The organism is Monashia sp. NPDC004114, assembly GCF_053603855.1.
In genome coordinates this window covers 162,129-176,892 of sequence record NZ_JBSGGK010000010.1, presented here as the reverse complement: position 1 = coordinate 176,892, position 14,764 = coordinate 162,129, and the positions used below count along the sequence as shown (strand labels likewise).

Sequence of the window (14,764 nt, the reverse complement as noted above, 5' to 3'; positions counted from 1 at the left end):
GCCGCGCCTGTCGCGGCGCCGGTCGCGCCGCTCCGGGTCAGCTCGTCCGTGTCGGTCATCGTGGGGTCCTTCTCGGGTGTGGCGGTCACAGCAGGTTGGGCAGGAGCGTGGCGACGCTGTCGGCGAGCCCGAGGCCGAGAGCGGTGATGAGCGGCACGCCGACGAGCCACGCCTGACGCGGGCCCCAGCGGCGCCGCGCCCAAGCGACCCCGGCGGCGGCGACCGCGACCGCCTGGGACCAGAGGACGATCGCGAACCACCCGGACGGGTCGCCCTGCATCGGGTCGGATGCGGGCTCGTCGGGGAAGACCGCGGCCGCGCCGACCGGCTGCGCGTCAGAGCGCAGCACCGCGTCAACGATGACGGGCTGGTCGGGCATGAAGGCCCGCCCGTCGGCGGTCATCAGAACCAGGCGCCCCTGGCCGGCCTCGCGCCGGGGCACGGGGTCGCCAGGCTTGCGGAAGCCGGTGACTTCGTACCGGTGCTCGCCCTGGCCCGTCGTGACGAGGATGTCGTCCCCGACGAGGAGGTCGGGCAGGTCGCGGAACGGCGCTCCGTAGGCCCAGCGACGACCGAGGATCTGGCTCCAGCCCATCTGGCCCGGCATCGCGCTCGACCTCGTGTGGCCGGGCCCGTCTCGCGTCACGGCCGACGTCGTGTCCTCGAGGACGACGAGACCCCGTACCCCGATAGCCGGGATGCTGAGCAACGCGACCGGCGTGCCGGCTGGGAGCAGCATCGGCTGCGGCGCCTGCTGCTCGGGCGCTTGCGTGGACGAGCCGCCTTGTGCCGCAGTCTCATCCGTCGGCACCTGCGCACCCTCGACCTCCGGCTCCTCGACGAACGTCGGCCCGACGGGTGCAGTCCCCGCGGACAGCGCGGCCCGGAAGTCGTCGTACGCCAGCTGCTGCGCACGGGAGAAGGAGAGCTGGCTCACCACGGCGATGTAGAAGCAGAACGAGACGAGGATCAGCCCGACGAGGCTCAGCACCGCGCCGGGCAGCCACAGCTTGCTCTGCTCGGGCTCAGGCCCGTCGACGGGGTATGCCGCAGGGTCGGCTGGCAGGCCGGCCGCGGACCCGTCGGCCGGCTCGGCGGCCGGCTCGACGAGGGCGCCCGCCGAACCATCGGTCGTGATCGTCATGCGTGGCTGCGGCTCGTGCTCAGGGCGTGACGTCGAGACGTCGCCGGACGAACAGCATCGTGCCGCCCGTCCCGACCAGTCCGAGACCAAGCGTGCCGAGCAGGAAGACCGAGGCCCCCGTGTCGGCGAGCTGCCCGCCCATGCCCGAGTCGTCCGAGCTCGCCGAGCCGTCGGGCTCCGAGGAGCTCGGCTCGTCGGTCTCGCTCGAGTCCGTCGTCGTGGTGGGCTTGGTCGAAGTGGTGGTGGTCGCGGGCGACGTGGAGGTCGTCGGCTTCGTCGTCGAGGTGGTGGGCGGCGGTGTGGCGCCGGTCGCCTTCCACTCCGTCGGCGACGTGAAGGTCACGGTCCCCTGGAACCGGTCGTAGACCACGTTGCCGAGGTTGTTGGTGCAGCGCAGCTCGAGGGTCCAGACACCCGGCACGATCGGGGCGTGGTACTGGTCGGACCACTGCTGCATCGTCTGCGACGAGAAGACCGAGAGCGGGCCGGGCAGGCCTACGGACGTGGGCGTGTAGAGGTTCTGGTCGGCCCACTGGTCCGCGACCGCCTGGTCGGCCGAGCTGCTCGGCTGGATCTTGGCGACGAGGAGCTTGTGCTTGGTCGCCTCGGCGCTGCAGGCCTTGGAGGCCGTCACCATGATGGAGTCGTTGTTCGTGCCGTGCGGCGTCGTCTCGTCGGACTGCTTGACGATGCTCGACAGCGGCTGGACGGCCGGGAGCCCGTCTGCTGCGGCGACCTGCGGTGCCGCGGACGCAGCGCCGCTCGCCGCGGCAGGACCCCCGGCGGCGATGACCACGGCGGCGGCGACCGCCATGAGTCCTGACCCGGTCAGGGCGAGGGGGAGGACGTTCTTGTTCACTATGGTCCTTCGGGTTCGGATGGGAACGGAGCGCGGGTTCCTTCCGCCGCGGTCAACCTAGGGACCGCGCGCGGCCACCGGCTCGTGGGCAGGTGAACAGGCGACGAACGGGGACCGGAGGGCACATCAGGGTCAGCCCACCGTGAAGGTGATGGTCGTCGTGTAGCGGCCGGGGAGCGTCGAGGTGGGCACGTCCTTCAGCACCAGTCGGGCGCGCACGTCAACGGACCCGGTGCCGGCTCCGGGGGCTGCACGGGCGAACTCGACGGGCCCGGACAGGCGGTTCGCCGCCGGCGGGATGTCCCGGACGTCGAGCGTCGTGATCGCGTCGCCGGGCACGTAGGCCGGGGTCACGTCCACGAACCCGGCGTATGCCGCCGAGATCCGGTCCGCACCACGCCCCCCGACGAGGTCGGCGAGGACGAGCGATGCCGACCAGCCCGGGTTCCCGGCCCGCGTGTCCGTGACGCGGACGGCGTCGAACGGCGCCGCGGCCGAGTACGCCCGCCCGTCCGCGGACAGCACGAGGCTGCCGAGATCAAGCGGGTTGGCCGGCGTGTAGGGAGTGAAGATCGCCAGCGACCCCGTCGGCACGGTCGTGGTGATCGATCCCGTCGCACCCTGCGCGTCAGCTGCTGCCGGAGCGCCGTATGCCGCGTCGACGGGTCGTGAGTCCAGCGGAGTCGTCGACCCCGCCGGGACGATGCTCACCGCGAAGGTGTGCGCGCCGTGCGCAAAGGCGGACGACACGAAGACACAGCTGCCCGAGGCATCGAGCGGAACCGAGCCTATCGTGGCACCGACGTCACTGAACGTGCACTGCCCGCCGGAGCCCGGTGGCTGGATAGACCCCGTGAGCCGAACCTGTTGGTATGCAGGGCCGTTCGTCGGGCTGACCGTCAGGGAGACACCCTCAGGGGATGTCGACGAGGTCGTGCTCGTGCCCCCGCCCGTGGCTGTGCTCGACGGCACAGAACCCGAGGTGTCGCCCGTCTTCGCTCCCGCCGATGGCGTGAGCACCGGCGCGACGGTCGACGGCCCAGAGGCAGCCGGAAGCGGGTCGGCCGTCCAGTGGGCGGCACTGTCGAAGGTCACGCTGCCCCGCCAGTCGTCGACCAGGTTGCCGTTCGCGTCCTGGCAGGCCAGGAGCAGGTCCCAGCGACCTGCGACGATCTGGTGGGTCAGCGTGTCGGCGAGGTCGACGAACGAGCTGAGCCGAACGACGACCACGTCCGACTGCGGCGGGGACGTCTGCGCGTAGACCAGCTCGCCACGCCAGGCATCGGCGCGCGGCTGGTCGGCAGGGACTGCTGCCGTGACCGTGCTGACCATGACGACCGACCGGGCCGCCGACGCGCTGCACGGCCCGCCCGCAGTGAGCAGGAGCGGGTCCGTGGCCGCCCCGTCGGTGCGGGAGTTGTTGTCGGCGTTCGCGATCGACGCGAGAGACCCGGTCGCCGCCGGGGCCGCGGGAGCGAGACTCAGCTGCATGCCCATGACCGCGAACGCGGTCGCCGCCGTGAGCAGGCCGCGTCTGGTCCGGGAGCGACCGTGCATGGTCAGACGCCGACGAGCTCGCGCTCGTCGCTCCGCTTGCGCGTGCGCTTCGTCGCCCGGGCGGTGCCGCGATCCGTGCCGGAAGGGCGCAGCCGTCGCCACAGAATGCGGGCAAGCAGGCCCAGCCCGACGAGGATGAGGACGACGAGCCACCAGGCGAGGGCGACGAAGCCACGAGACTCGGTTACCTGGCCCAGGTTCGGCTTCGCTGCCGCCACCGCGGCCTGCGGCGTGGCCGTGACGCGGGCGTCGGCCCACAGGGTCGGCCAGACGCCGGTCACCTTCTGGGTGAAGGTCTGCGAGTTGTGCGGTAGCAGCTCGGCGACGGGGTCGAGGTCGATGGTCTGGCCGCCGAGGCCGAGCGGCCCGGCGACGCGTATCGCTGGGTCGAAGCCCATCCGCACGTTGCCGCTGTTGACGACCGTGTACGTGACCGTCGCGTCGCCCGACTGCCAGGGCAGGGTGGGCGCCTGGTAGTCGACGTCGAGTTCGGACACCATGAGGCCCGGCTTCACGTCACCGGCGACGGTGACGTAGACGCGGGCCGCGACGCGCTGCTCGAGCTTGACGTTCTGCCCCTGCGGGTTCTTGCTCATCGTGGTGAGGATCGCGACGACGGCGGCGCCGTGATCACCCGGGTCGGCGTTCTTCGGGACCGTGATCGTCACCGGAAGGATCACGCTGCCCGGGGCGCCCGAGCGGGAACGACCGGGCACCGTGACGGCCTTGTTCCCACCCTTGATGCTGATCCACGCCCCGAGGTCGTGCGGCTGCTCGCCCGTGGGCTGGACCGCGAAGCCGCCCTCGTTGCTGTTGAGCGCGTCGGCTGCGGCGATGCCGAGGACCAGCGGCCGGTCGCTGTAGTTGACCAGTGCCACGTGGTCGAACGCGGTCGCTCCGGGCACCAGGCCGTACGAGAAGAAGGCGCGCTGGTCGATCCCCTTCGGGGTGGCCGGCACGACGCCGAAGCCGACCCGCTTGGGGTCCTCGGCGGTGACCGCGGCGGCCGTCCCGGAGGGACGCACGGTCGCGTGCGCCGGGGTCTGGGGGGCCACGGCCGTCAGGCTGGCGACGGTGACGGGCGGGGTCGGGCTCCCGAGCACGGGCGCCGCGGGCATGAGCGACGCAGTCGCGGCGAGCGCGGCTCCGACGACGAGGACGCGAGACGCGCGAAGATCACGAACGGGGCGCAGGATGCTCACGGTTCTTCCAATCAGGCTGTGCGACAAGGGATTCCGCCCGCCATGCTGGGCCCGCGCCAAGGCGCGGACCCAGCTGGACGGCATAAGGGTGGTGCTGGGTCAGCCCACCGTGAAGGTCACGGTGGTGGTGTAGAGACCCGGCTTCGTCGACGTGGGCACGTCCTTGAGGACGAAGTTGCCCTTGATGTCGACCGAACCGGTGCCGTGGCCCGGGAGGGCCTGGGCGAACTGCGCCGGAGCGGCGACGTATGCCGGGTCGTTGGCCGGGACGTCGGTGACGTTGATGCTCTGGACCGCGTTGCCCGAGATGTACGACGGCGCGACACCGACGAAGCCGGAGTACTTCGCGTCGATCTTGTCGGCCGGGTTGGCACCGACGAAGTCCGCGCGGAGCAACGAGGCCGCCCAGCCCGGGTTGCCGGCGCGGGTGTCGGTCACCGTCACCTTGTCGAACGGGGCAGACGCCGAGTAGCTCGAGCCGTTCGCCGCAAGCACCATGTCACCCAGGTTGAGGGGGTTGGCCGGCGTGTACGGCGTGAAGATCGACAGGTTGCCGGCCGGGACGGTGACGACGATCGACTGCTCGTCCGGCGTGGCCGTCGGAGCGTCGAAGGTGGCCGCCACGTCGGCCGACGTCGCCGACTTGAACACCGAGGCGTCGGCCGGGACGAACTTCATCGAGAACGTGTGCGCACCGGCGCCGAAGGTCGCCGCCGCGAACGTGCACGCACCGGTGGCGCTTACCGGAGCCGAGCCGACCTTCTGCGAGCCGTCGTAGAAGTCGCACGCACCGACCGGGATGACGGCCGGGCTCGAGGTGTTCGCGACGGTCCCGCTGAAGGAGACGGTCTGGTATGCCGCTCCCGCCAGGGGGGATGCGGAGAGCGTTGCCGTCGTGTCGGCAGCTGGTGCCGCGTTGACGGTCAGGGTGACTGCGGCCGACGTCGAGCCCGAGTAGCCCGAGTCGCCGAGGTACTTGGCGGTGATGCTGCGCGAGCCCGCGGCGAACGCCTTGGCCAGGGTAGCCTGGCCCGACGCGTCGATCGCGCTCGTGCCGAGCGACAGGGCACCGTCGAAGAACTCGACCGAGCCGGTGAGCGGGGCGACCTGCGACGGGTCGCCCTTGGTGACGTTGGCCGTCAGGGTCACGTTCTGGCCGGTGGTCGCCGGGTTCGGCGACACGGCAACGGTGGTCGACGTGGCCGGCAGCGACGGGAGGTAGCCCGTCCACGACGTCGCCGAGTTGATCGTCAGCGAGCCGGAGAACGTGTTGTAGACGGTGTTGCCGAGGTTGTTCTGGCAGACGAGGCTCAGCGTCATCGTGCCGGGCACGATCTGGGCGGAAAGCAGGTCCGCCTTCTGCTGGAGCGTCGTCGAGGAGAAGACCGTCAGCGGGCCGGGCAGGCCCACGGCGATCGGCGAGTAGAGGTTCTGGGTCTTCCACTTGTCGGCCTCGGCCTGCTGGGCCGCGTCCGTCGCGACATAGTCGGCGACGAACAGCTTGTGCCGGGTCGCCAGCGGGTCACACGGGGCCGGAGCCTTGACCTCGATGGCGTTGTTCTGCGTTCCCGACGCGGTCTGCGGCGAGACGGCATAGGCGGCGATGTAGACGAGATCGCCCGGAGCTGCCGACGCCGACGGTGCAGCGACGAACGTCCCACCGGCGGCGGCCGCGATGACGGCCCCCGCGGTGATGACGCGCTTCACCATGGTGCGCATGGTTGTCCTTTCACGTTTTCGCTTCTCTGGAGGTGGAGCGACCCGGTGCGTTCGGCACCGAGGATCTGGGACCCGGGCGGCGCTCGGCGGCGCCACCCGGGTGGACGTCGTCCGTCAGCAGGTGCTGGGGATGAAGCCGAACTTGTTGATGACGGCCTTGCCCTGGGTGCAGAGCGCCGACTTGCCGCTGCCGTCGTTGACGAAGACCTTGTAGCCCAGCGACGCGGTGTCGTTGAAGGTCTGCGTCGGCAGGATGTTGCCGACCGTGCGCAGGGTGGTCTGAGCCGGGTTCTGGATCAGCGGGCTGACGCCGTCGATGGTGCCGAGCTGGGCCGAGCCGCGACGGTCGGGCACGACGCCGAACATCTGCGACAAGTACTGCGCGACCGAGATCGGGACGATGTCCTTCTTGCTGGTCAGGACCAGGCCGCTGTGCTCCTGGATCGGCACACCACCGATGGTGTCCTTGACGCACGACGGCAGGGTCGTCGCGTTGATGCCCATCAGCGTGGCCCAGCTGGTCCGAGTGCCCGAGCCCGACTGCGGGATGAGCGGCTGGAACGTGCCCACGATCGAGGGGTCGCACTTGTAGATGAGCTGGAGGTCGCTCAGCGAGGACGACGAGCCGATGTCGCCACCGTTCGGGTAGGCGTACGTGAGGCCGTCCGAGGCCATCGGCACGAAGGTCTGGTTCGCGTTGACCGACGTGCTCGACGAGCGTGCGAAGTCGATGCAGCCGGACAGCGGGTCGGTCGGCGTCATCGCCTTGGTCAGCAGGTCGCGGCCGGCGCCCGAGCCGTTGGCGCGGGGAGTGCCGCCGCCGTTGGTGGTGTTGCAGTTCGGCAGCTGGGCCTCGGTCTTGGTGGAGACGAGCTGGTTGGCGGGCGTCGGGTCGTACGAGCCGAAGGCCTTGGAGCCGTTGATGACGACGACCTCGGACAGGCCGTTCATGACCTCGAAGGTCGTGTCGGACCCCATGCCGGCGAGCGGACGGTAGGTGCCGACGGGGTCACCGACCGGGTCGGCCGATGCCGGGGAGGCCGACGCGACGAAGGCCGCGGTGAGGCCGATGGCAGCGAGGGCCATTCCCTTGTGCAGCTTCACGATTTCTCCTTGTGGCTGGTGCTTCTCTGGAGGAGGGCCGTGGCACCGAAGGCCTCGACCGACCCGTGCGGCTGGTGGCCGCCGGGAGCTGGGGTGAGGTCACGCACGGCGGCGACCTCCGTTTGCCCGCCAGACCATGACCCGTCCTGCACCGCCGGCGAGCAGTCCCACGGCGGCGAGGACCGGCAGCAGGGCGGGGCTCAGCGCGTACAGGACACGTCTGGTAAAGGCGACTGGACCGGTCGAGGGTGCAGCAGGTGCGGCAGGCGCTGCGGGGGCGGCCGGCGGCACCGCGCCAGGGACCGCAGGCGCGGCGACCGGTGGCGCCGCCACAGGCGGCGCCCCGTCGTCCCCCGGAGGCGTGATCGGCGATGGCGGTCCCTCGTTCGGTATGGGCCCGTCCGTTGCCGGCGAACCCGAGGGCGGCGATACAGGTGGCTCGGACGCCGGCGGCGTCAGACCCTTCGCGGTCCGGATCGCCTGCGCAGCGTTGACCGCCTGCACCTGGTACGGACCGCTGAGCGGCGTGTAGCCGGCCGGAAGGTCCCCGGGCTCGATGCCGGGCCGCTGGCCATCGGTGGCGACCACGTCGAGGAAGTTGGCGTAGTCCTTGCGCGCATGCGGGTCCAGGCGCGCCGGGTTGGTCATCGCGTAGGACAGCCGGGTCAGCGGGTACCCGGCCCCCTTGACCGCCGTGGGGTCGATCCGCTTGACGCCGGTGGTCTTGGTGGCCACCGCCTGGGCGAGCGCAGCGCGCATCGCGTCCGATGTCGGGGTGACGTACGCACCGTCCTTGTTGCGCAACGACGCTGACACGAGGCCGCGCCGGGCCGCTGACGGGGTGTCGGTGAGCGCGATCAGCGCCCGCTGTCCGACCAGCTGAGGCTCGGGCTTGGCCTGCTTGATGGTCCCGACGTCGTCGACGAAGGACTCGCTGCCGCTGGGCTGGCCGCGCGAGGTGAGCGCGGCTGCCTGGTCGAGCGAGTTGACGTAGGGCGCGGCGTCGAGCGCGCAGAGGCGCTGGGTGTTCCCGCTGCCGTTGCCGATCGCGACGTCGGTGCAGTCCTCCTCGAGGCGCGGGATGTTGCTCAGCACGTCGCCGGCGCTGTCATAGCGGCTCAGGCCCTCGTAGTACGAGTTGACGGTCATCCCCCACTCATCCGGCTTGCCGTTGAGGAAGGCACGAGCATCCGCGTCGCCGAGGATCCACTCCCACAGCTCCTTGACGCCGTCGGACGCGTCGGGGGCGACATAGATCCGCGCGAGCTCACGCCGGTCATTGCGGATCTCCGTGACGTCGTCGGCAAGGATGCTCGTGGCATTGAGCGCCTTGAACTCCGGGTCGTCGATGAGCGACAGCGGCGCCTTGTCGAGGTGGGCCGGACCGCCGCCGGTGATCCACGTGCTGTAGCGGTAGGACTCGGTGAGCAGCTTGGCCACGAGACGCTGGTTGAGCTTGAGGTGCTCCACGCGAGTGCCGCCGAAGGGTCGCAGCTCGGGTCGGCTCGCCGAGTTGTAGGCGCGCTCGATGAAGACGCTGATCGTCATCCCGGACACCGCGACCGGCGCGTAGACCACCTTGCCCTCCTCGGGTGGGATCGCGTCGGGCGCAAGCGGATCCGTTGCGATCGAGAGCTTGGGCAGGTCGGTGCGCGCCGTCGCCCGAGCGATGTCGTCCGTCGTCGTCGCGTAGAAGTAGCCCTGCCCGCCCGCGCAGAGTGGGATCTGCCATGAGGACATCGCGACGCTCAGCGACTCCTGACCGACGACGGGTCGCTCGACGCCACCGAGCGCGCAGGGCTCCCGCACCGGAAGGAAGTCGAGCGGGAAGGTGATCCGGCTGGCCCAGTTGGACAGGCTCAACGGCGAGGAGTAGAGCACTCGCTCCGAACCACCCGGACGGGTGACCACGTCGTCGCCGTTGGAGTCGATGCGGTCGCGAGGCACGACGACGAGCCAGCAGCCGCGGCCCTTGACCCCGGTCGCCGTCCCGGGCGCGGGCTGGCGAGCACCGCAGCCGAGGAACTGTGACTCGTAGGTCGTCTGCGTCTCGAAGAACACCGAGCCGGTGCCGTCGCCGTTCGTCCGGGCGAGGGGCACCTCGTTGGTGCCGAAGCGGTCGAAGAACTTCGAGGTCACAGAGTCCGTGTCGACCTCGCCTTCAGGGAAGGAGGTGGTGGGGCTCGCGTGCATCGGGACGATGCCGGCGGTGAGGCGGCCGTTGACGGACCTGGCCGGGTAGCCGTGGGCGGTGTCTGCGGTCTCGGCCGGGTCCGTCGACAGCGTCACGGCTTGGCCGAAGACGTTCACCGGCGAGACCACTCGGCTCACGGCATACGCCCGTTCGTCGTTGTTGAACGGCGTGACGCGCGTGTTGATGCCGTCGATGAGGCTGAACTGGCCGCCGTACTGGCACTGTTCTCGTGACGGCCCGCTCGGGTCGTCACCCCAGCACTGGAAGATGCTGAGGTAGTTGTACGACCACTGCGTATCCGACTGTGTCGCATGCGAACCCGGGTCGCTGCCGCCCCACTTCCAGGAGACCTTGACGGCCTCGTCGGTGAGGTTGGTCGTCTTGCCGACCGTGACCGACAGGTCGGCGAAGCGGCCCTTGCCGCCCTTGGTGAGGGCCGACTCGGTGACGAAGGGGTCGCCAGCCGCCGCGCGTGCCGAGCTTGCTGCGAGTGCCGGGAGGGCGACGATGAGGGCCGCCGTCAGGGCTGCGGCAGCTCTCGTGAGGTGACGCCGGGTCGAGCCCGCGTCGGGCGCGGGGCGCCGACGCCATGCCGGGCGTATGCCGTGAGCCCGGGGGCGTGGGTAGGCGCGCATGGCCTTCACTTCCGTCCCGGCCTGCGGCTGAGCAGGGGTGGGCCGAGGGTCGCGGCGAGCAGCGCCAGCCCGGCGATGAGCATCAGGGTGTGCTCACCGCGCCAGCCCTTGCGGGCCGCGACCTCCTGCGAGACGGCCTGGGCGAGCACCGCGCCGTCCCCACTGCCACCGCCGGCGGCCACGGTCTCGCCGAACTCGTTGACCGCCGGGGTCACCGCACCGCCCGGGCCCGGTGCTCCGACCGAGCCGGTGCCTCCGGTCGTGCCCGGCGTGGCACCCGTGCCCGAGCCGGTCCCGCCGGTCGCACCCGGGCGGCCGTTCGAGCCGGTGCCGGCGCCGTTCGTGCCGTTGCCGCTGGAGCCGTTGCCGCTCGAGCCGTTCGAGCCGTTCGTGCCGTTGCCGTTGGAGCCGTTGGTGCCCTGCCCGGCCGCCGGGCTGCGCTCGGCGACGGTCCCGCACTGGAGCGGGCCGGCCTTGTCGCACTGCTGCGGCATCGTGGCGGTCTTCGCGAGGGTGTTCTCGCCGCTCGCGCTGAAGGTCGGGTTGTTGCACTTGCTGACGTCGATGCGCTGGACGTCGACACCGGGGATCCGCCGGACCTGCGCCAGTCCCGCCTTGACGAGGTTGATCGGCAGCGGCGAGTAGCCGAGGACGTCGGCCTGCTGCTGTCCGGCGCAGAGGAAGTAGTAGGCGAAGTCGCCGAGGGTCTTGCCCTTGTCGGTCGTGAAGTTCGCCTCGACGGCGGTCGGCAGGATCATGTACGAGTACGACGAGAGCGGGTAGGCGCGCGGGTCGGCGTTGTTGTAGACGCCGGCGAGCTTCTGGGTCAGGTAGACCGACGGGTTCGTGTTCCTCGTCTCGATCTGAGCGCCGAGCAGGCCGACCGCGACGTTCTCCGCGGTGGGCAGCGTGTAGTAGCCGGCGCGGTTGAGCACCTTGACGACCGGGAAGCCGGCGTTCTTGGCGTAGGAGTACTCGACGTAGGTGATCGCGCCGTCGTTCTGAGCCTGCCGGACGAACCCGGCCACGCCGTTGGACCCTGACTTCGACTGGAAGCCCCCGCCCGGAGGCACCGGGTAGTTCGACGTCTGGGTGCACGGGCTCTTGCCGACCTTCCGGCAGAACACGCCGTAGACGGAGCCTTGCTGTGCCACCATCCAGGCCGTGAACTGCGCCGACGTGCCCGAGCCGTCGGACCGCACGACGGGCACGATCCGCTTGGCCGGTAGCCGCAGACCGGGGTTCTCGCTCGCGATCTGCGGGTCGTTCCAGCGCGTGATGGCGCCGGTGAAGATCTTCGCGACGCTGTTGCCCGACAGGCGCAGGGCGGTGAGCCTCCGCCCCCCGACGGTGAGGTTGTACATGAACGACGTGCCACCGGCGACGATGGGCATGTACGCGAACTTCCGTGGTGGGATCGGGTCCTGGCTCGCGCCGTCCGGGACCCCGTACGGGATCTCCGAGACCGCGAAGTCGACGGTGCCGTTGGCGAACTGCTGACGCCCGACGCTCGACCCGGTGTCGCTGTAGTCGACCGTCATGCCGTACTGCCGCACGTTGGCGATCCACTGCTGCAGCGCGTTGGCACTCCACGTGGACCCCGAGCCTGACACGCGTTTATAGGTGTCGGCGTATGCCGGTGCCACCAGTCCCACACTGCCTGCGCCGGTCACGAGGGTCGCCACGAACAGCGCCACCAGGGCGCGCCGGAGCGTCGCGGTCGTCATCGGTCTCCCTTGTCGTCGGTGTGGTCTGTCGCCGGTGGGGCGAGCTCGGGCTCGAGCCGCTCGTCGGCGCCTTGTGAGGCCGCCTCCTTGACGGCCTCCTCGCGCTGGCGGGCCAGCTCGGCGTCGGCCGCCGCGAGCTCGTCGAAGTATGCGAGGTCCTCGGCCGAGCGCTGCGCGCGCCGCCGGCGTTGCCGCTTGGTCAGGTCTCCGGGCGCCCGCCCGCCCAGCACCCGCGCGGCGACGAAGAGCAGCAGGACGAGGACCATGAGCACGGTCGCGGCGCCGAAACCTCTTGCGACATAACCGGGCTCGGGCGACTTGGTCATGCTGAAGGTGAGCAGCGGCAGGGACACCATCGGCCCGTGGAGCGGGTCGACGTTGAAGCCGGTGGTATATCCGGCCGTGAGGAGCACGGGAGAGGTCTCGCCGATGCCTCGGGCCGTGCCGAGGATGATCGCCGTCATCAGGCCGGACCGGGCGGTGGGCAGGACGACATGCCAGATGACCTTCCAGCGGGGCGCGCCGAGTGCCTCAGCGGCCTCCTTGAGGTTGCCGGGCACGAGCCGCAGCACCACGTCGGCGGCGCGGATCATGATCGGCAGCATCATCACGGACAGTGCGACCGAGGCCGCGAGACCCGACGTGCTCCCCCAGTGGAAGCGCTCCTGCAGGGTGATGATCGCGGCGTAGACGAAGAGCCCGGCGACGACCGACGGCAGAGCCGTCATCGCCTCCACGATCGTGCGGACGAACCGTGCGAACGGGCTCCGGCTCTCGGACAGGAAGACCGCGCAGACGACGGCGAGAGGGATGGTGATCGCGAGCGCGATCGTGATCATGACGAGCGTGCCGACGATGGCGTGCTTGACGCCTCCCGACGAGAGCGGCGCGAGCGGCCCTGTCTCCGCCATGTCCTCGGTGTAGAAGTTCGATTGGGTGAGCACGCTGAGGCCCTGCCAGAGCGCGAAGGCGACGACCACGACGAGACCGAGGAGCATCACCAGGCCGAGGCTGTGCGCCAGGACGGACGCCACCCGGTCCTTGACGAGCTCACGGTCGCCGTCCATCCGGACCAGCAGCACGTAGCAGCCGAGGAACGCACCGAACGCGAGCACGATGAAGCCGAGCGTGCCGGAGAACGGGGCGATGACGTAGTAGGTGATCGCGGCCAGCCCGACACCCGCACCGAGCGCCCCCAGCACCGCGAGGACGTCCTCCTGCCGGACGCCCCTGGCGGTGCGACGCACCTCAGCACGTCCCGATACCCCTTGTCCTGCAACGGAGTTCGCAGGGACGCCACCAGACGCGAGGGAAGCCTCCGAAGGCGCCGCGCCGGACGGCATACCCTCGTCGGCGGTCTCGGCGGCGCGGACGCCGACGCTCATCCCTCGCTCACCGCCCCGGAGCGGCTCCGCGCGATCGCGGCGGACGCCGAGAAGTTGATGACGAGCGTCATCACGAACAGCGTGAGGCCCGCGGCCATCAGGGCCGAGGTGGCGAAGGGTGACGCCTCGCCGTACCGCAGGGCGATGAGGCTGGAGATCGACGAGGTGCCGGCCTCGAGGATGTGCGGTTGTACGGCGAAGACGACCGAGATCACCATGAAGACGGCGATCGTCTCGCCGAGGGCCCGGCCGAGGCCGAGCATCGTCCCGCCGATGATGCCACCGAGGCCGAACGGCAGCACGACGACGCGGATCATCCCCCAGCGGGTCGAGCCGAGTGCGTAGGCGCCCTCCCGCTCGCCGAGCGGCGCCTGCGAGAAGGTCTCGCGCATGATCGAGCAGGTGATCGGCGCGACCATCATCGCGACGACGATCCCGGCGACGAAGGTCGACGACGTGAAGAGCGAGCCCGACAGCTGCGGGTCATCGGGGTTGAACGGCTGACCGTCCTGGTCGACGCGAAAGAGCGGGAACCAGCCGAGATACGTCGCGAGCCAGCGCGGCAGCCCCTCACCGGTCGGTCCGCTCACGAGCACGTCCGGCTGGAGCATGAACGCGCCCCAGAGCCCGTAGACGACGCTCGGCACCGCGGCCATGAGGTCGACGAGGTTGACGAGCAGCCGCTTGATCGAGGGCGGCGCGAACTCGGAGATGTAGAGCGCCGTGCCGAGCGCCAGGGGAACGGCGATCGCGATCGCCGTCAGCCCGATGAGCACGGTGCCCAGCAGGACTCCGGCGATGCCGAAGTTGCGCCCGTCCGGGTCCCACCCGGCGGTCGTGAAGAAGCTCGGCCCCGCCGTCTTGAGCGCCGTGGTCGCGCGGCCGAGCAGGAACAGCCCGATGAGGACCATGATCGCGAGGACGAGCACCCCGCCACCGCGGAGCACCCATCGGAAGCCGACGTCCGAGGCGGTATGCCGCTGGACCAGCCTGCGCGGCACGTCGGCGACACGCGTGCCTGTGCTGTCCAGCGAATCCATCTGTGCGACAACCGATCCCTAGGCTCCCGAAGCCCCCCGCTCCGTTTGACGCGTGAAGTCTCCTGAGCCCCGTGGGCCATGGCGCCTCAGGTCCGTGAACGACAGACGACCGACCTGTGGACGCGCGGGGCACAGCCCACGCCTGTCGGTTGGCGCCGGTCGCCGCTCCGCGGCTAGCCTGAAGCTGCTTTCTCTGGA

10 protein-coding genes are annotated in these 14,764 nt (G+C 70.6%); all 10 read right to left on the bottom strand.

All coding sequences use genetic code 11. The features are described from left to right. Window positions 1-85 precede the first annotated feature (85 nt). The 10 genes from ACWEOW_RS14705 to pstC all read right to left on the bottom strand — a co-directional run bounded on the left by ACWEOW_RS14705 (window position 86) and on the right by pstC (window position 14,566). Complete coding sequence (locus tag ACWEOW_RS14705; protein ID WP_452269954.1) at window positions 86-1,144, bottom strand: class E sortase; 1,059 nt, start codon at window positions 1,142-1,144, stop codon at window positions 86-88. A 19-nt stretch (window positions 1,145-1,163) separates the two neighbouring features. Continuing rightward, window positions 1,164-2,003: a hypothetical protein gene (locus tag ACWEOW_RS14700; RefSeq protein ID WP_452269953.1), complete on the bottom strand. Its 840-nt coding sequence runs from the start codon at window positions 2,001-2,003 to the stop codon at window positions 1,164-1,166. 132 nt (window positions 2,004-2,135) lie between these two features. Beyond that, a complete protein-coding gene (locus ACWEOW_RS14695; RefSeq protein WP_452269952.1) occupies window positions 2,136-3,560 on the bottom strand; it encodes a hypothetical protein in 1,425 nt (474 codons plus the stop codon). A gap of 2 nt (window positions 3,561-3,562) precedes the next feature. Further along, window positions 3,563-4,762 carry a COG1470 family protein gene (locus tag ACWEOW_RS14690; protein WP_452269951.1) on the bottom strand — a complete coding sequence of 400 codons (1,200 nt, stop codon included), beginning with the start codon at window positions 4,760-4,762 and terminating at the stop codon, window positions 3,563-3,565. 99 nt (window positions 4,763-4,861) lie between these two features. After that, window positions 4,862-6,481 (bottom strand): Ig-like domain-containing protein, encoded by a 1,620-nt coding sequence (locus ACWEOW_RS14685; RefSeq protein WP_452269950.1) that lies wholly within the window; start codon window positions 6,479-6,481, stop codon window positions 4,862-4,864. Between the two features lie 114 nt (window positions 6,482-6,595). After that, window positions 6,596-7,585: a hypothetical protein gene (locus ACWEOW_RS14680; RefSeq protein WP_452269949.1), complete on the bottom strand. Its 990-nt coding sequence runs from the start codon at window positions 7,583-7,585 to the stop codon at window positions 6,596-6,598. 99 nt (window positions 7,586-7,684) lie between these two features. After that, window positions 7,685-10,414, bottom strand: a complete 2,730-nt coding sequence (locus ACWEOW_RS14675; protein ID WP_452269948.1) for a hypothetical protein — start codon at window positions 10,412-10,414, stop codon at window positions 7,685-7,687. Between the two features lie 5 nt (window positions 10,415-10,419). Beyond that, complete coding sequence (gene pstS, locus ACWEOW_RS14670) at window positions 10,420-12,141, bottom strand: phosphate ABC transporter substrate-binding protein PstS (protein ID WP_452269947.1); 1,722 nt, start codon at window positions 12,139-12,141, stop codon at window positions 10,420-10,422. Further along, window positions 12,138-13,526: a phosphate ABC transporter permease PstA gene (pstA, locus tag ACWEOW_RS14665; RefSeq protein ID WP_452269946.1), complete on the bottom strand. Its 1,389-nt coding sequence runs from the start codon at window positions 13,524-13,526 to the stop codon at window positions 12,138-12,140. The genes pstS and pstA overlap by 4 nt, the downstream gene beginning before the upstream one ends. Then, window positions 13,523-14,566, bottom strand: coding sequence for a phosphate ABC transporter permease subunit PstC (gene pstC / locus ACWEOW_RS14660; protein WP_452269945.1), 1,044 nt, complete (start codon window positions 14,564-14,566; stop codon window positions 13,523-13,525). The genes pstA and pstC overlap by 4 nt, the downstream gene beginning before the upstream one ends. Between the last annotated feature and the right edge of the window lie 198 nt (window positions 14,567-14,764).